Source organism: Salinicola acroporae (assembly GCF_003206615.1).
Lineage (GTDB): Bacteria > Pseudomonadota > Gammaproteobacteria > Pseudomonadales > Halomonadaceae > Salinicola > Salinicola acroporae.
On sequence record NZ_PZJW01000018.1, the window covers coordinates 34,340 to 54,294 of the forward strand.

Annotated in this window: 13 protein-coding genes; 12 read left to right on the forward strand and 1 reads right to left on the reverse strand. The window is 64.1% G+C overall.

The window, feature by feature from the left end; genetic code table 11:
* Window positions 1–279: 279 nt before the first annotated feature.
* From DOM54_RS19310 to DOM54_RS19350, 9 genes are all read left to right on the forward strand, one after another.
* The gene (locus tag DOM54_RS19310) at window positions 280–465 is read left to right on the forward strand and encodes a hypothetical protein (protein ID WP_110717888.1); all 186 of its coding nucleotides are present in this window, start codon (window positions 280–282) and stop codon (window positions 463–465) included.
* A gap of 262 nt (window positions 466–727) precedes the next feature.
* Entirely contained in the window at window positions 728–2,167 is a 1,440-nt protein-coding gene (locus tag DOM54_RS19315; RefSeq protein WP_110717889.1) for an arylsulfotransferase family protein, read from the forward strand.
* A 203-nt stretch (window positions 2,168–2,370) separates the two neighbouring features.
* Entirely contained in the window at window positions 2,371–3,471 is a 1,101-nt protein-coding gene (gene bioB, locus DOM54_RS19320; protein ID WP_110717890.1) for a biotin synthase BioB, read from the forward strand.
* 8 nt (window positions 3,472–3,479) lie between these two features.
* Window positions 3,480–4,739, forward strand: coding sequence for an 8-amino-7-oxononanoate synthase (gene bioF, locus DOM54_RS19325; protein ID WP_343230615.1), 1,260 nt, complete (start codon window positions 3,480–3,482; stop codon window positions 4,737–4,739).
* Window positions 4,736–5,479, forward strand: a complete 744-nt coding sequence (locus tag DOM54_RS19330) for an alpha/beta fold hydrolase (RefSeq protein WP_110717891.1) — start codon at window positions 4,736–4,738, stop codon at window positions 5,477–5,479. The genes bioF and DOM54_RS19330 overlap by 4 nt, the downstream gene beginning before the upstream one ends.
* Window positions 5,479–6,315 carry a methyltransferase domain-containing protein gene (locus DOM54_RS19335; protein ID WP_110717892.1) on the forward strand — a complete coding sequence of 279 codons (837 nt, stop codon included), beginning with the start codon at window positions 5,479–5,481 and terminating at the stop codon, window positions 6,313–6,315. The genes DOM54_RS19330 and DOM54_RS19335 overlap by 1 nt, the downstream gene beginning before the upstream one ends.
* A 3-nt stretch (window positions 6,316–6,318) precedes the next feature.
* The gene (gene bioD / locus DOM54_RS19340) at window positions 6,319–7,020 is read left to right on the forward strand and encodes a dethiobiotin synthase (RefSeq protein WP_110717893.1); all 702 of its coding nucleotides are present in this window, start codon (window positions 6,319–6,321) and stop codon (window positions 7,018–7,020) included.
* A 49-nt stretch (window positions 7,021–7,069) separates the two neighbouring features.
* A complete protein-coding gene (locus DOM54_RS19345; protein ID WP_110717894.1) occupies window positions 7,070–8,422 on the forward strand; it encodes an adenosylmethionine--8-amino-7-oxononanoate transaminase in 1,353 nt (450 codons plus the stop codon).
* Between the two features lie 445 nt (window positions 8,423–8,867).
* Window positions 8,868–10,490 (forward strand): isocitrate lyase, encoded by a 1,623-nt coding sequence (locus tag DOM54_RS19350; RefSeq protein WP_110717895.1) that lies wholly within the window; start codon window positions 8,868–8,870, stop codon window positions 10,488–10,490.
* Between the two features lie 118 nt (window positions 10,491–10,608).
* On the opposite strand, the gene DOM54_RS19355 is transcribed toward DOM54_RS19350, so the two are convergent.
* Window positions 10,609–15,159, reverse strand: a complete 4,551-nt coding sequence (locus tag DOM54_RS19355; protein ID WP_110717896.1) for a hypothetical protein — start codon at window positions 15,157–15,159, stop codon at window positions 10,609–10,611.
* 511 nt (window positions 15,160–15,670) lie between these two features.
* Here DOM54_RS19355 and DOM54_RS19360 point away from each other — a divergent pair.
* The 3 genes from DOM54_RS19360 (at window position 15,671) to cysQ (ending at window position 19,743) form a co-directional block, all read left to right on the forward strand.
* Window positions 15,671–16,879 carry an aminoglycoside phosphotransferase family protein gene (locus tag DOM54_RS19360; RefSeq protein WP_110717897.1) on the forward strand — a complete coding sequence of 403 codons (1,209 nt, stop codon included), beginning with the start codon at window positions 15,671–15,673 and terminating at the stop codon, window positions 16,877–16,879.
* 227 nt (window positions 16,880–17,106) lie between these two features.
* Window positions 17,107–18,870 (forward strand): SLC13 family permease, encoded by a 1,764-nt coding sequence (locus DOM54_RS19365; protein WP_110717898.1) that lies wholly within the window; start codon window positions 17,107–17,109, stop codon window positions 18,868–18,870.
* 51 nt (window positions 18,871–18,921) lie between these two features.
* Window positions 18,922–19,743 (forward strand): 3'(2'),5'-bisphosphate nucleotidase CysQ, encoded by an 822-nt coding sequence (gene cysQ / locus DOM54_RS19370; RefSeq protein ID WP_110717899.1) that lies wholly within the window; start codon window positions 18,922–18,924, stop codon window positions 19,741–19,743.
* The last annotated feature ends 212 nt before the right edge of the window (window positions 19,744–19,955 follow it).

A 19,955-nucleotide genomic window follows, 5' to 3' on the forward strand; every position in this document is an offset into this window, starting at 1 on the left:
GGGTCGTGCCGGGCGGTCGTGCGGGAAATCCCGACAGGCCCTCACAGTCGGCCCTGTCGTCACAGCGGTCTCGGGTAGGGTCAGCCCCGAGACCTTCCCGCAGGCCTTTTCTTGAAGGTCTCGAATCTCCAGGCCCGGACAAGTCCACGGTCGTGTGTCTCCGCAAGATTGTCTTTGCTGGTTCTCCCAAACATCACGAGTCTGTCACGGTGCTGACATATTGGCCCGCGATACTCTGTCGACGCAGAAAGACAAATCTCGACAAGCGGAGAGCATGTCATGGGCGAAACGATCAAGCCGCAGGATCTCAAGCGCTACAGCATCGAGCTGACCGAACGTCCGGACGGTTCCTTTGGCGTCGTCGTCGCCAACGACGAGTCGGACGACAACCTGGAGCTGCTGGCTGGCGCGCTCTGTCGGGTTGCGCTGGATCTCTACCAGCGGGCCAGGGCGGAAACCCACTGAAGACCGATTTCCCGCCGAATCAACCTGGAACGACGGCCGATCAACGTCGGACGGCCTCGCTCGTCATCTCTCGACGCTATTTCCCTGTCGACGATGATCCCGACGTTGATGAAAACGTTACGTAAATGACGTCGACGGACAACGTTAAGACAACACACCCCGCTGAACCTCCCCATCGCCATCTCGCTCTAAGACTCGTCCGAAATCGACGAGCGACGGTCCAACCGCGCTCCACCTGGAAACCATACAGGATGGTGGAATCATGGATTCGCCCAAGACGCCCGAAAAGCGCCCGGTCCGGCAGGATGCCGACACGTTCACCGATAAACTCTTCAAGACCTTCTCGATCATCGCGGCTCTGGTGCTGGTGTTCGTGATCGGTGCCTTTTCGGTGGTCACCGAGATCTTTCCCGGACCGCAGATTCAACACGCCTACCAGGCGGGGCAGGCGCTCTACCATCAGGCGACCGACTACAACGACGTCTACAAGGGCGATATCTGGCGTCCCCAGCGCACCGATGCCAAGGGCGTCACCCAGTATGATCCCCGGCTCGCCCGCAATGGCCTGACCCTCTACACCGTGGGCACCGAGCCGGCTGCCTATCTTGTCGACATGCACGGCAAGGTGATCCACGAGTGGCGCAAGCCCTACAGCGAGGTGTGGGCCGACGGGAAGGGCGTGGCCAATCCGCGGCCCGACGAGTTCATCCACTTCCGCAATGCACAAGTGCTGCCCAACGGTGACCTGATCGCGCTCTACGAGGGCAACGGCGATACCCCCTACGGCTACGGGTTGGTCAAGCTGGACAAGGACTCCAACGTGATCTGGCGCTACGCCGGTCGAGCCCACCACCAGTTCGCCGTCGCGCCGGACGGCAAGATCTATGCTTTGATTCACGGCATCTTCGACGACGAGATCGAAGGGCTGGACTACCTCAAGCCGCCGCGTCTCGAGGACTCGCTGGTGGTGCTGTCGCCGGAGGGCAAGGAGTTGCAGCGCACCCGCCTGCTGCCGACGGTCCAGCACTCGCCGTTCAGCGAGTTGCTGAACAACGTGCCGGGGATCATGCTGGGAGACCCCATCCACGCCAACGCGGTGGACTACCTCACCGACGCCAAGGCTCGCAATTTCCCCTTCGGCAACCCGGGTGACCTGCTGCTGTCGTTCCGCGAGACCAGTTCCATCGCGGTGTTCGACCCGCGCTCGCAGAAGATCACCTGGGCAACGCGCGGCCCATGGATTCGCCAGCACGACCCCGACGTATTGCCCAACGGCGATATCGTGATGTTCGACAACCGCGGTCACTACCATACCCCGGAGGGCGAATCGCGGGTCGTGGAGTTCGATCCCCGCACCCTGCAGGTCGTCTGGCAGTACGCCGGCACGCCGGAGCGGCCGCTGGAGAGCGAGATCCGCGGCGACCAGCATCGGCTCGACAACGGCAACACCCTGATCAGCGAATCCGATGGCGGTCGCCTGGTGGAAGTGACCCGGGAAGGCCAGATTGCCTGGGAGTATGTCGTGCCGACGCGGGGAGGTCCGAACGACGACATGATCCCGATCATCGGTTGGTCGCAGCGGCTCGATCCCGCAAGCTTCGACAGCGACTTCGCCCGGTCGCTGGATCTCGGCGACGATGGTGGCCCCGAGGCGCGGCCGGCGCAGGACGATGACGCCGGGGACGGCGTGCCGGCTCGCTGAGATGACGAGCCGGCGCTCGTCGCCCGCATCGCGGGGCGCCATGCCGACGCCGGTGCCGTGTCCCCGCGTTTAGTCAACCTGGTTTTGATTTGAAGTTGACCAGTGGTCGTGCCACCATTCCGTCAACTTATTAAACGATAAAGGTTGACTGGCCCATGGCAACGCCTCTTTCTCAAACGCAAAGCAGCACGCTGTCGGCTCGAATGGAAAACCGCGCACTGCCGGCAACCCAGGGCGGGTCACTTTCCGCAACGGAAACCACGCCGCTGCGCCACGACTGGCAGCGGGCGGAGATCCAGGCGTTGCTGGAGCGCCCATTCAACGATCTGCTGTTCCAGGCGCAGGGCGTGCACCGCCAGCATTTCGATCCCAACGCCGTCCAGATCTCCACGCTGCTGTCGATCAAGACCGGCGCCTGCCCGGAGGATTGCAAGTACTGCCCCCAGTCCGGGCACTACAACACCGGACTCGAGCGCGAGAAGCTGTTGCAGGTCGAGGCCGTGCTCGAGGAAGCGCGCAAGGCCAAGGCGATCGGCGCCAGCCGCTTCTGCATGGGGGCGGCCTGGAAGCATCCCAGCGCCAAAGACATGCCCTACGTGCTGGAGATGGTCCGGGGCGTGCGGGCCCTGGGGCTGGAGACCTGCATGACGCTGGGCATGTTGAACCGCGACCAGGCCGAGCAGCTCGGCGAGGCCGGGCTCGACTACTACAACCACAACCTCGACACCTCACCGGAGTACTACGGCGAGATCATCACCACCCGCACCTATGCCGACCGCCTGGAGACCCTGGACCACGTCCGCCAGTCCGGCATGAAGATCTGTAGCGGCGGCATTCTCGGCATGGGCGAGAGCGTCGGCGATCGAGCGGGGCTGTTGCAGCAGTTGGCCAACCTGCCCGAGCACCCCGAAAGCGTGCCGATCAACATGCTGATCCGGATCCAGGGCACGCCGCTCGAGCACGTCGAGGATCTCGACCCCATCGATTTCATCCGCACCATCGCCGTCGCGCGCATCCTGATGCCGCGCTCCCACGTGAGACTGGCCGCCGGGCGTGAACTGATGAGCGACGAGACCCAGGCGCTGGCGTTCCTCGCCGGCGCCAACTCCATTTTCTACGGCGAGCGCCTGCTCACCGCGGACAATCCCCAGGCGGGCCATGACCAGCGGCTCTTCGATCGCCTGGGGCTGCATCCCGAGCGCCGCGAGGACGTCGACGACAGTGTCCACGAGGCTGCCCTCCGGGAGCAGGTGGCCCGGGCCCGGTTCGACGCCATGGTCACCGACGCCACGGCCCGGGCATGAGCGAGGCCGTGGGGACAGCGCCCGAAGCGCGGGACGATTCGCTGGATAGCGTGCTGGCGGCGCGGCTGGCGCGCCAGCGGCAGCACCAGCGCTATCGCCGGCGGGCGACGACGACCGGCATCGGGCCACGCTTTCAGTGCCGGGGGCGCGAGATACTGGCCTTCTGCAGCAACGACTACCTCGGGCTGGCGGGGGATCCGCGCCTGGCCGAGGCGCTGGCGGAAGGGGCCCGGCGTTTCGGCACCGGCGGCGGTGCATCGCACCTGGTCTGCGGCCATGGCGAGGCCCACGAACGGCTGGAACGGCGCCTGGCCCGGTTGACCGGCTATCCGCGGGCACTGCTCTTCTCCAGTGGCTACCAGGCCAATCTCGGCGTCGTCTCTGCGCTGCTGGGCCGCGGGGACGTGGCACTCCACGACCGCCTCAACCACGCTTCGCTGCTGGACGCGACACGGCTGGCCGGTGCCCGGCTGGAGCGCTTCGCCCACCGCAATGCCGACGATTGCGGCGAACGGCTGGCGATGCTGGCCGCCCAGAGGCGCGCGCTGGTCGTCAGCGATGGCGTGTTCAGCATGGACGGCGATGTCGCCGACCTGGAGCCGTTGGCGGCTCAGTGCGAGCGCCAGCGGGCGTGGTTGATGATCGATGACGCCCACGGCCTGGGCGTGCTGGGCGAGGAGGGCGGTGGGACGCGCCAGGCGCAGGGGATCGCGCCGGACCGGATCGCGGTCACCGTCGGCACGCTGGGCAAGGCGCTCGGCACCCAGGGTGCGTTCGTCGCCGGCAGCGAGGCGCTGATCGAGGCACTGATCCAGTTCTCCCGCCCCTACGTCTATACCACCAGTCTCTCGCCCGCGCTGGCGTGGGCGACGCTGACCAGTCTGGATATCGTCCGCGACGAGCCGGAACGCCGTGATCATCTCGCCTCACTGGTCCGGCGCTTCCGTCGTGAAGTCGCCAGCCTGAGCGAATTCGATCTACACCTGATGTCATCGGATACGCCGATCCAGCCGCTGGTGGTCGGGCCGAGCTGGAGCCGGGTGCCGGGCGAGCGCGGTGGCAATGAGGCCGCGGCGCTGACGCTGGCGGCGGCCTTGCAGGAGGCCGGGTTCTGGTGCGGCGCAATCCGTCCTCCCACGGTGCCCGAAGGCACCTCGCGGCTGCGCTTCACGCTCTCGGCAGCCCACACCCATGACGATCTCGACCGGCTGCTGAGCGCGCTGTTCGATGCCGCCCGTCGGCTGTTCAGCGCGGGTCAGTCGGCATGAGCGTGCAGACTATCGTGCTCCTGCCCGGGTGGGCGCTAGGCTCGGCACCGCTGGCGCCGTTGGCCGAGGCCCTGCATCGGCGGCTGCCTGCGTGCTATCGGGTCGAGTGCATCGACTATCCCGGGTTGACCAGTCATCGGCCCGAAAGCTGGGTGGCGGCGCTCGACCATGCGCTGCCCCAGGACGCCTGGCTGGCGGGCTGGTCCCTGGGCGGGATGCTGGCCACCTCGCTGGCGCAGTGGCGCGGTCGCCGGGCGCGGGGCCTGATCGCGCTGGCTGCCAATGCCAGCTTCGTCACTCGGTCTGGCTGGCCGCAGGCGATGACGGGTGAGGCGCTGGAAGACTTCCGGTGCGGCCTGCGGGCATCGCCCACTCGGACCTTCAAGCGGTTCTCCCGGTTGAGCGCCCAGGGGGGGCGGGATACGCGTCGGCTGGGGCGGGAGCTGCTGGCGGCGCTGGAGACGACGCCACTCGATCAGGCCCTGGCCGGACTGGGGGTGTTGTCCGCCCTCGATCTGCGTGAGGTCCCGGCAACGCTGAAGATCCCGCAGCTCCATCTGTTCGGGGAGGATGATGCCCTGGTGCCGGGGGCCGCGCGCCACGCCATCGCTGCGCGCCTGCCCCGCGGTGGCCGCACGGCATCGATCGCGGAGGCGGGCCACGCCTTTCCGTTGGAACGCGCCGACGAGACCGCGGCACTGATGGCAGCCTTCATCCTCGCCGCCGACGAGGCCGTCTGATGACCGCGATGACGCCCCCACGCCGCGCCGCTGTCGCCGGGGAGAGCCGTCGCCGGCGGATCGCCGACGCTTTTTCCCGGGCCGCGTCCGGTTATGACGGCGCCGCCCAGTTGCAGCAGGCCGTCGCCGACGACCTGCTGGCGCGGCTGCCGCAATCGGCCTCCCGCCGCGCGCTGGTCGATATCGGCTGCGGCACCGGCTACCTGGTATCGCGCCTGGTCGAGCGCCACGGTGGGCCCGCCATCGGGCTGGACATCGCCCCCGGCATGCTGGATCAGGCCCGGCGCCGGCACGCCGGCCGTTCGATCCACTGGGTGACCGGCTGCGCGGAGTCGCTGCCGCTGACCGCCGGCAGTGTCGACCTGGTGGTATCGAGCCTGGCGGTGCAGTGGTGCGATTCGCTCGAGGATTTTCTGCGCGAAGCCGCCCGGGTGGTGGCGCCCGGCGGTTGGCTCGGCTTCACCACCCTGTGCGAGGGTACGCTGGCAGAGCTGCAATGGGCGTGGCAGCGGGTCGATGGCGCGGTCCACGTCAACGAGTTCCTGGCGGAATCCCGGCTGGTCGAGACGCTGCGGGCCCCCGGCTGGCGACCGGCCGAGGTAACCATGACCACGCGCCGAACCCACCATGCCACGCCGGCGGACACATTGCGTGCGCTGAAGCGTATCGGTGCCAACACGATAACGGCGTCGGTGGCGGCCGGTGCTGGCCTGTCCGGCCGTCGCCGCTTCGACCGGCTGGCCCAGGCGCTGGAGCGCTGGCGCGAGCCGGCCGGGATCCCTACCCGCTACCGCGTTGCCACCGTGCTGATGCAACGTCACACCCTGCAGGATTGAGCCATGAGAGCCTATTTCGTCACCGGTACCGACACTGACGCCGGCAAGACCGTGATCACCACGGGATTGATGGCCGCCGCCAGACGCCGGGGGCTGACCGTCGCGGGCGGCAAGCCGGTCGCCTCTGGCTGCGAGCGCACTCCGCAAGGCTGGCGCAACGCCGATGCGCTGGCCATCCAGGCTCAGTGCCACCCGGCGCTGCCGTATGACGCCATCAACCCCTTCGCCTTCGAGCCCGCCATCGCGCCGCATATCGCTGCCCGCGAAGCCGGCGTCGTGCTTGACATCCCGCGGCTGACCGGGCCGATGCGAAGGCTGCGGGAACGCGGCGCCGATCTCACCCTGATCGAAGGGGCGGGCGGCTGGCGCGTCCCGCTCAATGAGCGCGAGTCGATCCCGGAATTGGCAATGTCGCTGCAAATCCCCGTGGTGCTGGTAGTGGGCGTGCGCCTGGGTGCGATCAATCATGCCCGCCTGACGCTGGAGGCGATCCAGCGCGACGGGGTCCGTGTCGCCGGCTGGGTCGCCAACACGCTCGAAGCCGCAACCCCGCGCCTTGAGGAAAACCTCGAGGCGCTGACGCACTGGCTCGGCGGGCAGGGCGGGGTCCCCTGCCTGGGGGTGGTGCCCTGGCTGGAGGCACCGGATGCCGAGACCACCGCCGACTTTCTCGATCTCGCGCCGCTGCTGAACGACCGTGCCTGAGTGGCACGGGCGAACCCAGGCAAGGCTTCACACCGCAAAGAGACGACACATGGACCGCAATCGCGACTGGATGCAGCGTGACCTGGCCAGCCTCTGGCATCCCTGCACCCAAATGAAGGACCACGAGACGCTGCCCGTCGTGCCGATCCGGCGTGGCAAGGGTGTATGGCTGGAGGATTTCGAGGGCAAGCGCTATCTCGATATCGTCAGCTCCTGGTGGGTCAACGTCTTCGGCCATGCCAACGACCGGATCAACGACCGGATCAAAAGCCAACTCGACGAGCTGGAGCACGTGATCCTCTCCGGTTTCACTCATCAGCCGGTGATCGAGCTGTCGGAAAGGCTCGGCCAACTGGCGCCCGCCGGTCTCGGCCACTGCTTCTACGCCGACAACGGCTCTTCCGCCGTCGAGATCGCGCTCAAGATGAGCTACCACTACTGGCGCAACGTCGGGCGGCCGGAGAAGCGGCGCTTTCTGACCATCACCAACGGCTATCACGGCGAGACGCTGGGGGCCCTGTCGGTGGGAGACGTGGCGCTCTACACCGACACCTACCGCTCGCTGCTGCTGGACGTGATCAAGGTGCCGGCGCCGGACGGCTTCGGCCTGCCGCGAGACCAGTGGGTCGACCAGGCGCGGGACGCCTTCGCGCAGATGGAAGCGGCGTTGGCGCGCCACGCCCATGAACTGGCGGCGGTCATCGTCGAACCGTTGATCCAATGCGCCGGCGGCATGCGCATGTATCCGCCGGCGTATCTCACTTGGCTGCGCGAAGCCTGCGACCGCCACGGCGTGCAGCTGATCTTCGACGAGATCGCCGTCGGCTTCGGCCGCGCCGGGACCCTGTTCGCGAGCGAGCAGGCCGGCGTTCGCCCCGACTTCCTGTGTCTCTCCAAGGCGCTCACCGGCGGCTACCTGCCACTATCGGTGGTGATGACCACCGACGAGGTCTACGCCGCCTTCTACGACGACTACTCGACGCTCAAGGCGTTTTTGCACTCCCACAGCTATACCGGCAACCCGCTGGCCTGCGCTGCCGCACTGGCGACGCTGGATATCTTCGAGCAGGACGATGTGATCGCCACCAACCGGGGCAAGGCCGAGGCGATGGGTCGGCTGGCCGAACCGCTGCGCGACCATCCCCACGTCGGCGACGTTCGCCAGACCGGCATGGTGGTGGCGATCGAGATGGTCGCGGACAAGCCCAGTCTGACGCCTTACGACTTCCGCGAGCGTCGCGGCCTGCGTGTCTACGAGCACGCGCTCTCGCGCGGCGTGATGCTGCGGCCGCTGGGCAACGTCATCTACTGGATGCCGCCCTACGTGATCTCGCCGGAGGAGCTGGCCCTGGTGGCGGAGGTCACCCACGAAGGGCTGGAACTGGCTACCGCGGATGAATAATTTGAAACCCGGCTAACTCCCTGTCGACGAAAGTCGAAGGTTCGTCGGCCGTCGCCACGGCGTTCGGCAGCCGCACCGGGCTCGAGACCCTGGCGTCGCGATTCCTCCAAGGTGATGAAACTGCGGGGGTTTTGGAACCCGTTGGAAATCTGGCAGGGCGACAGCGGTTTTCCGGCGAATGATTTCCCTGCGTTGGAACGATCCGCATCATACGTCATACATGACTACAGGATTCATCCATAAGCGCCATTTTTGGTAGAAGTCTTACCCTGATGGCGGCTAAGTACGGATTGTTGTCGTGGCACCGTTTCTTACATAGTGAGTTCGCCGATGGGGCTTTTTTCTTTTCATTGTCAGAATTAAAACGGCCGTTTTGGATCGTTGAAAATGACAGGGCAAGAAGCCGGCCCCAAGAGAGTATTCCCATTCCTGTGTGGAGACTGCCATGTCCATCTATCAGAGCGATATCGATTCACTCGAGCGATTGCGTCTGGAACAGAACGGCCGCTGGAACAACATCGATCCCGAAAACGTGGCACGGATGCGGGCCCAGAACCGTTTTCGTACCGGCCTCGACATCGCCCGCTACACCGCCGCCGTGATGCGCCGCGACATGGAGGCCTACGACCGGGACCCTTCCCGCTACACCCAGTCGCTGGGATGCTGGCATGGTTTCGTCGGCCAGCAGAAGATGATCGCCATCAAGAAACACCACGGTACGACGCAGGGCCGGTATCTCTACCTCTCCGGCTGGATGATCGCCGCCATGCGTTCGGAATTCGGCCCGCTCCCCGACCAGTCGATGCACGAGAAGACAGCCGTCCCGGCCCTGATCGAAGAGCTCTACACCTTTCTTCGCCAGGCGGACGCCAGGGAGTTGACGCTGCTTTTCCGGGAATTGGACAGCGCCAGGAAGCAGGGCAACGAGGTGATGGCACGGGGAATCGTGGAGAAGATCGATAACTTCGAGACCCATGTCGTGCCGATCATTGCCGACATCGACGCCGGGTTCGGCAACGAGGAGGCGACCTACTTGCTGGCGAAGAAGATGATCGAAGCCGGCGCTTGCTGCATCCAGCTCGAGAACCAGGTGTCGGATGCCAAGCAGTGCGGACACCAGGATGGCAAGGTCACCGTCCCCCACGAGGACTTCGTCGCCAAGATCAACGCGGTTCGCCATGCGTTCCTGGAACTCGGGGTGGAGGAGGGCGTGATAGTTGCCCGGACCGACTCGCTGGGCGCCGGCCTGACCCAAAAGCTGCCGGTCAGCAAGGAGCCGGGGGATCTCGCCTACCAGTACAACAGCTTCCTCTGCACCGTGCCGATCTGCTCGGCGGACGATGTCAACGAGGGCGATACGGTGATCAAGCTCGACGGCGACCTGCGCAAACCCCTGCGGCTTGCCAACGGACTCTACCGGTTCCGTTCCGATACCGGCGAGGATCGTGTCGTGCTGGACTGCATCAACGCGCTGCAGAACGGCGCCGACCTGCTGTGGATCGAGACCGAGAAGCCCCACGTCGGCCAGATCGCCGGCATGGTCGACCGTATCCGCCAGGTCGTGCCCAACGCCAAGCTGGTCTACAACAACTCGCCGTCGTTCAACTGGACGCTCAACTTCCGCCAACAGGTCTTCGACGACTGGGAACGAGAAGGGCAGACAGAAGAGCAACGAGAGGAGCGGTCGCTCTCCGGTATCGAGCGTGGCCAGCTGATGAGCGCCGCCTACGACGACTCCGAACTGGCGCAGGAAGCGGATCGCCGTATCCAGGCGTTCCAGCGTGATGCGGCCCGCGAGGCTGGCGTCTTCCACCACCTGATCACCTTGCCGACCTATCACACGGCGGCGCTCTCCACCGACGAGCTGGCCGAGGGTTACTTCGGCGAAGCCGGCATGCTGGCCTACGTCGCCGGCGTCCAGCGCCGGGAGATCCGGCGAGGTCTGGCCTCGGTCAAGCATCAGGACATGGCCGGCTCCAATCTCGGCGACGACCACAAGGAGTACTTCTCCGGTGCCGCAGCGCTCAAGGCCGGCGGCGGGCTCAACACCATGAACCAGTTCGGGTGAGCGTTGAGTTTGGGTGAGCCTCGCCGGTCAGCCCAACCTGCAACGACGGCGGGCCACGTCTCGAGGAGAGGCATGGCCCGCTTTTTATCGCCCGCAACTCGTGGCCCGTAGCTTCAGCCTACAGCTTGTACGACGCCGGGTTGTCCCAGATGCTGTCCTCCTCGGCGAAGGCCGGGTTGTCATCGGTGATCGCACGCTCGCCGATCAACTGCATCCAGGAGTCGATATCGGCGCTGCTGATCTTGCCGTCCGAGCCATCCTGCTTGTGCAGCGTATCCAGCAGGGCGAAGAAGTCCTCGTTGTCGAGCAGGAACTGCGCCGCGTCCCGCTCCTTCTTGGAGTGGCCGTTTTCCGGGTCGGCGATCTTCTCGAGGTCCGACTTGCTGACGATATCGTCGCCGCCCGTCCAGTCGTTGCCGCCATCGCCCTCGTCCCAGTTGAAGAGGATAGTGTCGATGGTCTCCTTGTTCTCCTGGTAGAAGTCCTGGCCGTGGATATTGAGCTGCATCTGGTCCTGGTCGAAGTCGAAGAAGAAGTCGTCGACGTTGCCGTTCTCCCGGATCTCCTGAGTGAACTTGTCGTACTGCTCCGGCTGCGCTTCCCATGCCGCCATGTCCTCGGGGAACCACTCCTTGAACAGAGGATCGGGCTCCTTGTCATCGTCGCCAGCGTGCACCATGTCCTTGAAACCATAGCTGGAGTTGATCAGGTAGTTGAACTTCTCGCCCCAATCGTCCTCGGTCACGCCATCGTCTGAGAACTGTTCGAACTGATCGCGTATCTTGCCTTCGGTCTCGGCGCCTTTCTTCTGAGCCATCACCATATTGAGGATCAGGCTGACGAAACCCACGCCCAGTCCGATCAGATTGCCGATGGGACCGGCCGCACGCAGGCCAGCGCCCAGCCCTGAAAGCACCCGGGACGCGGTCTGCAACGATGCCCCGATTTCGGCGGCGCCGCCGATGGTGAAGAACGAGCCGGAGACCACGCCTGTGGAATTGACGGCAAGCTCCATCGGGTCGCCGCCATTCTTGATTGCCTGATTCAACCCGATACCGGCGACGACGGTATCGAGGATACCGCCGGCAAAGTCAGTCATGTAAGCGAGTCCCTTGAAAGCCGGGCCGAAAATATTGGTCTTATTCTTGCTGCTGGACTGACCGTCACCACTGGAGCTGCCGGGGCCGTCGGGAGATTTAGCGCCTGGGTTTGATTCGCCGTTGGTCATCACGTCGGCCTCGGCATCCAGCGTCTGGTTCCAAGACTGCATGGCGGATTTCGACGATTCGCCGTTGGACGGGTCGAAGCGCTGGTGCAGGTCGTCGCTGAGGCTGTCGAGGTCGTCCAGCGCGTCGCTGGCGCCGCTGGGCAGGGCGCCACTCTCCGTTGGGCGCACGTCATCCAGACGGCTGGCGATATCGTCCAGCCGCTCGAGCTGTTGCGTGCGCTCGGCATCGGAGAGCGTTGGGTCGGATTCGATCGACGAGCGAATGGCTCGGTGCTTTTCCATGATGTCATCAAATAGTGCCGGCGCCTGTTCCGGCATCTTGCCCTTACCCTTGCCGTCGGCATCCAGCAGCTCGCGGTACTCCGCCACCGCCCGGTCGAAGTCGTCGATCTGGGCGAAGCGCTGCTCCGAGGGGGTCGCGGAGGAGGCGAAAGGCTGGATCTCCTCGAACAGGTCGTCGACGAGTCCCCTGAGGTCGTCCGCATTCTGGGGCGCCAGTCCCTCCTTCTTCATCTCGACCTTGTCGAGCCGATCCTCGATCGTATCCAGGCGCTGCTGGATCTCCTTCTTCTCGTCGTCGCTGAGCGAGTCGGACGCCTTAACGATGCGGTCGACCTCGTCGAGTTGACCCTGGATATCGTCGACCAGGCCCTGGGCCTTCTGCTCGAAGTCGGGAGCATCCCGCTGATCGAGGAGGGTGTCGAACGAATCAAGCTTGCCGCGAATGTCGTCCAGCTTGCCTCGCGCCTGCTCGCCCGGGTTGAGAGAGGGCGCCTTGTCGCCATTGAACTTGTCGGGGAAGCGCTCGCGCAGGACATCTCCCATCTCCTTGTCGAGACCGAGCGCCTGGGTGATGTTGGTGGTGCCGAACAGCTTGCCCAGCCGGCCGCCTTCATCGAGCTTGGGGCCCACCGCATCGGTGATGCCCTTGAGCGCGAAAGGCGTGGTGCCGATGAACACCAGCATGCCGCGCGCGACGGTCATGCGCTCTTGCCAGGTGTCGCCGAAATCGTCACCCGAGCGGCGATAGATGGCGTTGACCAGCGCTGCGGTGCCGCCGATCGCGAACATCGTGTTCGAGTTCATCAGGCTGCGGAACTGGGATTTCAGCGAGCCCTGCACGTTGGCGCGCTCGCTGTCGCTGAGCTCGACGATGGGCGGCTGGCCGTCGCGGCTGGTCGTCATATTGCGGAACTGCTCGTTCACCTTCTTCATGACATCGCGCATGAGAGACGAATCCTTCAGCGCCGTCTCGACATTGCTACCGCTCAACGCCGCCTTCTTGATGACCTCCTTGAGGCCGGCGGCGATTGCCATGATCTTGGTGAACTGCAGTTTCTCGTCCGCCGACAGATTGGGCGGTACCGTGCCCTTGGGATCTATCTTGTCGGCGGACAGAGCATCCTTTACCGCGTTCCAGACGCCATCGGTGGTCTGAATGCCGAAGGTGCTGTAGGTAATGCCGGTGAGGATGCCCGGCACCATGTCGGCGGCGACCTGCTCCGCGGCCTCTTCGCTCTCCGGCGATATATCGCCACTCTCATATTCGGCGTCGATATCGCTTAGCTCTTCCTCGACACCTCTGGCGGTACTGGCTGCCGTGATGCTGCCTCTCGCCTCGGCCGCGCGGTCTGGGTCGAGCGCTTGCAGCGTGTTCAGGTCATTGTTCAAACGGGTGGCGGCTTCGTCTCCAAAACCCTTGCCACGCAGTTCCTCAAGGGCGTCGAGATATTCCGCCCCCTTGTCACCAGTCAACGAGTCGTAAAGCTTGTCGGCGAGCCCGTCACGATCCTTGATCTTGCTCTGAGCCTCCGTCATTGCCTCGTCGGTGAACTGAGCGATTTCCTCGTCTTCAAGCAATTTCGAGAGTTCCTCGCCAAGCTTCTCTTCGTCGATCAAGCCGCGAAGATCGGCCGGGTCCATGCCTTGAGTATCGGTGCCGTAGTAGGTCCAGTCGCCACCGTGATTGACCGTCATGTAGGGCAGATACTGGAAGCTGCCGTTGTCCAGTTGGGATTTGAGTTCAAGAAGACGAGCGTATTTCTTGAAGTTCTCGTTGTCCGAGTTTTCCGCCTTCTCCTCGAGCTGATCCATGTAGAGTTCGCTGACCGTCTTCGCTTCGCCGTCGTCATTCTCGACGGTGGTCTCCTGGCTCATCAGACTGGTCTCTTCCGAGCCGGGCAGGTCGTGAGCGGCGAACACATCGTCGATGACATCTTCGCTCGAGGTCTGCTGGAAGCTGGAGGCAGCCTCGAAATGCTCCGGCGTCACCCCCTTGGAGACCACGAACTTTTCGCCATCGACTTCGACCAGCTTGAGCCCTTCGATGACGTCGCCGTGCTCGTCGGTGGCGCTCTTGACGCTGTCTCCCTTGCCCAACACCGGGATGTCGTCGTCGGCCGAGCGCAGCTTGTAGCCATCGTCCTCGAGCTCGTGGATTCGATCCCAGGTTTTCTGTGCGTTGGAAACCGTTTCGAACAACGCAGGCGTCAGGGCTTTTGAAACGACTACGTCCTTGCCATCGTGAGTGGTGAAGCGAATGACGTCGTCTCGCGCATCGGTTTGCCAGCTGAAATGCTTGAAATCGTTGAAGTCCGGTGCCTCGGACTCGGCACCGGCAATGATGGCGCCATCGTCGACCGCGCCATCGATGGCGTCCTGATGCTCGGCGTCGCCGGTCAATGTTGCATGCTGTTCGCTGAGATAGTCGTAGAGTTCCGGGTTGTCGCTGCGCGCGACGACGAACTTTTCGCCGTCATGCTCGTAGCGAATCACCTCCGGGCCCATCTCGCCGGGCGCGCCGACTTCGGTGTTGTAGTAGGGCGGTGGCGTGGCGTCGCCGGTGATGCGCTCGTAGCCATCCGACTCGCTTTTATTGATGCCGATCAGGCTTTCATAATCCTTCTTGATCGCAGCGAAGAGCTCTGGGTTGGCGCGTTCGGCAACCACGACACGGGCGCCGTTCTGCATCTCGTAGCGGACGATGCCCTTGGCGACTTCGTCGGGAGGGCCGATGAAGCGGTAGTCGCTCAGCTTGCCGGGAGGCTCGGCATCCAGCGGCAATACGCCGTAGCCATCCTCCCCGCTCTGGTTGAGCGCGGTCATCTGGGTGGCATCCTGCTTGACCGTCTCGAACAGCGCCGGCGTGGCGTGGCGGTCGACCTCGACGGTCTTGCCGCCCTTGGTCTCGTAGCGAATGAGGTCATCGCCGATAGTCACGATCTGGTTGTAGTCGTTCAGGTTCCTGGGGGCCTTGGTATCGCCGTCGGCGCGCTTCGCCGATTGGGTGTCGTCGTCACGGGTGGATGTGGATTTTCGACTCAGGGTCAGGGTCTTCGACAGCGTCGACTGCCACTGCCCGGTGCGCTGGCCGTCGGCACCCGGGTCGCCAGCATCCGGGAGAGGATTCGAGACATTCTCGCGCGTTATTTCCTGAGCCATGGGATGAGCCTCCGGTGGTTTTATTAAGTTCTGTTCGAAAAATCGACGAGCGACGGCCAGACAAGGCAAGAAACGGCGTTTACATGGAACAAATGAGCATTTTGAGCCGTTTTTTAACACCGTATGGCTGAGCGCAGGCAGTTCTCAGGCGGAACTTAAATACTCGTTCAATATCCAGCCTGATTCAGCGCCAATTCGATAAAAGACGTGTCACCCTGTCGTAGAGTCGTCAGTCGTTGTCACGACCACGTAACACGAGTGATCGGCAGAGGAGCGGGACGTTGGCATCGACACCCCAGGAACGAGACCGTCGCAGTGACCCGCGCGGATCGGCTCCGCTCCCCATTTTCTCTATGCTCCATGGCCCACCCGCACGTGTAAGGCGGCGAATGCAAAAAAATGTTGGCTTGTGTTGTGGGAGCGTTCCGCGCCGGTTGTAAGACGTTACGCAACCCGACCCCGGACATTGGTATAACAGCGGGGAGCAATAACAATAGGGGCGGGACGCGTCATGCCAGGGTTCGTGGATGAAGTCAGTCAGCAGGTAGTCCGTGGCTGGCATGTCGATGACCGCCGGGTCGGGCCCCGCGCGGTGCTGGTCTCGATCAACGGCGAGGCCCGCTATTGCGCGCTGTGCCAGGAGCCGAGACCCGATGTGGTCGAGGCGGGCATCACGACCCGGAGCGACGTCGGTTTTCTCGCGCCGATACCGCTGCGACCAGGGGATCTCGTTCGGGTCAGCGCGCTCGACGGCGGGCGACTGCTCAACGACGGCCTGGCCGTGGTGATGGAGGATGATGCCACCGATGGATTCATCGCTGTCGAGGCTGGCATGGCCAATCCCGTCCTCGGGCCCTGGATCGCGCCGCTGCGGCCCCATCTCGACGTTCGGGCGTTCCGCCCGTTGCCGGGCCATACCGGGCAGTTCTCCGCACTGGAGGTACGAACGGCGGATTCCCGCTATATCGTCCACTGCCAGCTACCGCGCGCCCACGCTCTCGGGCTGGAGCGACTCTACCGCCAGGTGCTCGCGCCCGCCGGTATCGCGGCGCCATCGCTGAAGGCAGTCATCGATCACGGGGAAACCGCCAGCCTGGTGGTGGAGCGAATCGAAGGGCAGCCGCTGGCCGCGTATCGCGAGGGCAGGGAGGCCGTCTTCCGCGATACGCTGGATTCGCTCGAGTGGCTCGTGCGGGTCGGCCGTCCCGATGGCTGGTCCGATCGTGATATCGGCCGGCGGGGGCGTCGCGCGCTGAGCCGGATGATCACGGACGTCTGTCTCGCCGCACTGAAACGGCGCCAATGGCGAGAACTCGAACGGCTGCTGACAATGGCGCTGGTTGTCTATCGACTGCCGCGGGTCTTCTCCCACGGCGACTTGCATCCTCAGAACGTGCTGGTTCAGGAGTCCACCGGTGCCCCGATCTTCATCGACTGGGATCACGCCGGGATGCTGCCGGTGGGTTGCGATCTCGCCCGCCTGTTGCTGAGCGTGCCGCCCAGGCTCGCCGAAGCGTGGATCGAGGAGGTGCAGGCTCGCGAAGGGGTCCCCAGGCCGGATGCGTTGCGTTTGGGATGGCTGATCATGACCTACTTCGCGCTGTCGCGGCGTCACCCCGATTTCCACGCCATGGAAGAGAGCAGGTATCTGCACCGGCGGTTCGCCGAGTCATGGGGTCGAAAACGCCCGGGATTCGGAGCCGTTTCCCAAGGACATTGAGTCCATTACGGCGCCTCGTCGATCCTCGATTCGCGGTTTCTCATGCCGTTCACCTCATTAACCGTGTCATTACCTTTCTTAGAAAAGCCGTGCTGGTGCCCGTTGCAGCGAGCGGCTTAGAATGCCTCGACCGAGGATTTTTTACCTTAGTAAGCTATTTTTATCGGTTAAATTACTGATTTATATAGGTTAAATCAGCGACATCCGGGCGTTTGGCAGGGGAAGGTATGGATATCGATGCCTGGTTGAGCATCACGGTAGTGTTGGCGGTTCTGGCCACGCTCGTTTTTACGCGGATCGCGCCGGACGCCATTCTGGTCGGGGCGATGGCGTTTCTGATTTTCACCAACGTGTTGACGCCCCAGGAGGCGCTGGCCGGCTTCGCCAATACCGGGGTGATGACCATCGCAGCGTTATATGTGGTGGCGGCGGCGCTGAAGGAGACCGGCGCGATCAAGTGGATCGCCGCACAACTGCTGGGGCAGCCGACGACGCTGCGTCGGGCCCAGTGGCGGGTGATGCTGCCGGCCTCGATCCTCAGCGCCTTCATGAACAACACCACGGTGGTGGCGATGTTCATACCCGCCATCCAGGACTGGTCCAGTCGCTTGCGGCTGCCGCCTTCCAAGTTGCTGCTTCCGCTGAGCTACGTCTCCATTCTCGGCGGTACCTGTACCTTGATCGGCACCAGTACCAACCTGGTGGTCGATGGCCTGCTGCAGAGCCAACTGGGCGTCTCCCTCGGCATGTTCGAACTGACCTGGATCGGCCTGCCGATCCTGCTCGTCGGCGGTGGTTTCATCCTGGTCTTCGCGACCTGGCTGCTGCCGCAGCGAGATGGCACCAACGCCCAACTGGACCAGATCCGGGAGTACAGCGTGGAGGTCACCGTCGAGACCGGCGGCCCGCTGGTGGGCAAGTCGATCGCCGATGCCGGGCTGCGCAACCTTCAGTTCGGCTATCTGGCCGATATCGAGCGCGACGACCACCTGATGACGGCAGTTCCGCCCGAAACCAAGCTGCTGGGCGGCGACACGCTGGTCTTCATCGGCGCGCCGGAGTGCGCCAGGGAGCTTCGCGAGATTCGGGGGTTGAGCCCCGCCAACGGCAACGTCCAGAAGCTCGATGTCGCCCACCACAGGCGCTGCCTGGTCGAGGCGGTGGTGAGCCCGGACTTCACCGGCATCGGGCAGACGGTCCGGGAGTCCCGGTTTCGCTCGCGGTTCCAGGCCGTGATCCTGTCGATCTCCCGCCATGGTCGACGCCTGAACGGCAAGGTCGGCGACATCGAGCTCCAGGTCGGCGACACCCTGCTGCTGGAGACCGGGCAGGAGTTCGTCGAGCAGTATCGTTACCGCAAGGACTTCCTGCTGGTCAGCCAGTTGAACGATTCGACGCCGCCCAATTTCCAGAAGGCGCCGCTTTCGCTGGGTATCCTCGGCGTAATGGTCGTACTCAGCGCAACCAACATGCTGTCGATTCTCGAGGCCGCCTTTCTCGCCGCCGGTGCGCTACTGATGACCGGCTGCCTCACCATGGGCAAGGCGCGGCGCTATATCGACCTTTCCGTCCTGATCGTGATCGCGGCCTCGTTCTCCCTTGGCGCGGCGATGACCCAGTCCGGCGCGGCCCGGACCATCGCCGAGCTAGTCGTCGGGCATATCGACTCGCCCTGGCTGGCGCTGGCGTTCATCTACCTGATGACAGTGCTGTTCACCGAAATGATCACCAACAACGCCGCGGCGGTGCTGATGTTCCCCATCGCGTTGGCGGTCTCGCAGCAGTTGGGGGTGGATTTCATGCCGTTCGTGATCGCCATCACCATCGCCGCCTCGGCCAGTTTCATGACCGCTCTTGGTTACCAGACCAACCTGATGGTGATGGGGCCGGGGGGGTACCGAATGCACGACTATCTCAAACTGGGGTTCCCCGTGAGCGTTCTGGTCGGGAGCACCTCGATTCTGCTCATCCCTTTCATCTGGCCGTTCTGACACGGCGCCACTGGCGAGCGGTCTGGCCGAAGGACTGAATGGAGACGCACCATGAAGATCGACGAAGCCACGAGACTGGCGCTGCTGAAAGGCGTGGTCGCCGCCGGTGAGCGGGTGCTGGAGATCTACGCCCAGGATTTCAGCGTCGAGACCAAGGCCGACGACAGCCCGCTGACCCAGGCGGACATGGCTGCCCACCGGGCGCTGACCGCGCTGCTCCGGCGCGTGACCCCGGAGATACCGCTGCTCTCCGAGGAGAGCGATGCGATCCCGTTCGAAACCCGTCGGGAGTGGTCGAGCTACTGGCTCATCGACCCGCTGGATGGCACCAAGGAATTCATCAAGAAAAACGGCGAGTTCACGCTCAACGTGGCGCTGATCGAGAACGGCGTGCCGCGCTTCGGCATCGTCCATGCGCCGGTACTCGGCATGACCTGGTGGGGGGATGCCGACAGCGGCGCATTCAAGATCACCGCCGACGGCGAACAACCGATTCGGGTGCGTGACCTGCCGGCGGCGGACGAGCAACCCTGGCTGATCGTCGGCAGCCGTTCCCACGGCGCCGAATCGTTCGAGGCCTTCTGCGCCCGGCTGCCGGCCCACGAACGGGTCTCCATGGGTAGCTCGCTCAAGCTCTGCCTGGTTGCCGAAGGCGCGGCCGACCTTTACCCGCGCCTGGCGCCGACCTGCGAATGGGACACCGCCGCCGCCCAGGCCGTCGTCACCGCCGCCGGCGGCCAGGTGCTCGACGCCGAAACCTTCGAACCCCTGCGCTGCAACCAGCAGGAAAGCACGCTCAACCCGTTCTTCATCGTCTGTGGGCAGCGTGATTCCCGCTGGGAAGAGGCCCTTCGGGCCAGTTTGAAGAGATAAGAGGAAAGAGATGAGAGGGAAGAGATGAGAGATAAGAGAGAAAAGTGAAGAATTTTCTTTCATTTTCTAGCCGCGTAGCGGCGCTTATCTCTTCCTTCTCGATGCCTGATCGACGCCGCTTTCATGGAAATCATATGACCAACATGACCCCCGAACGCCAGACCCATCTCAAGCAGCTCGAAGCCGAGTCCATTCATATCATCCGCGAGGTC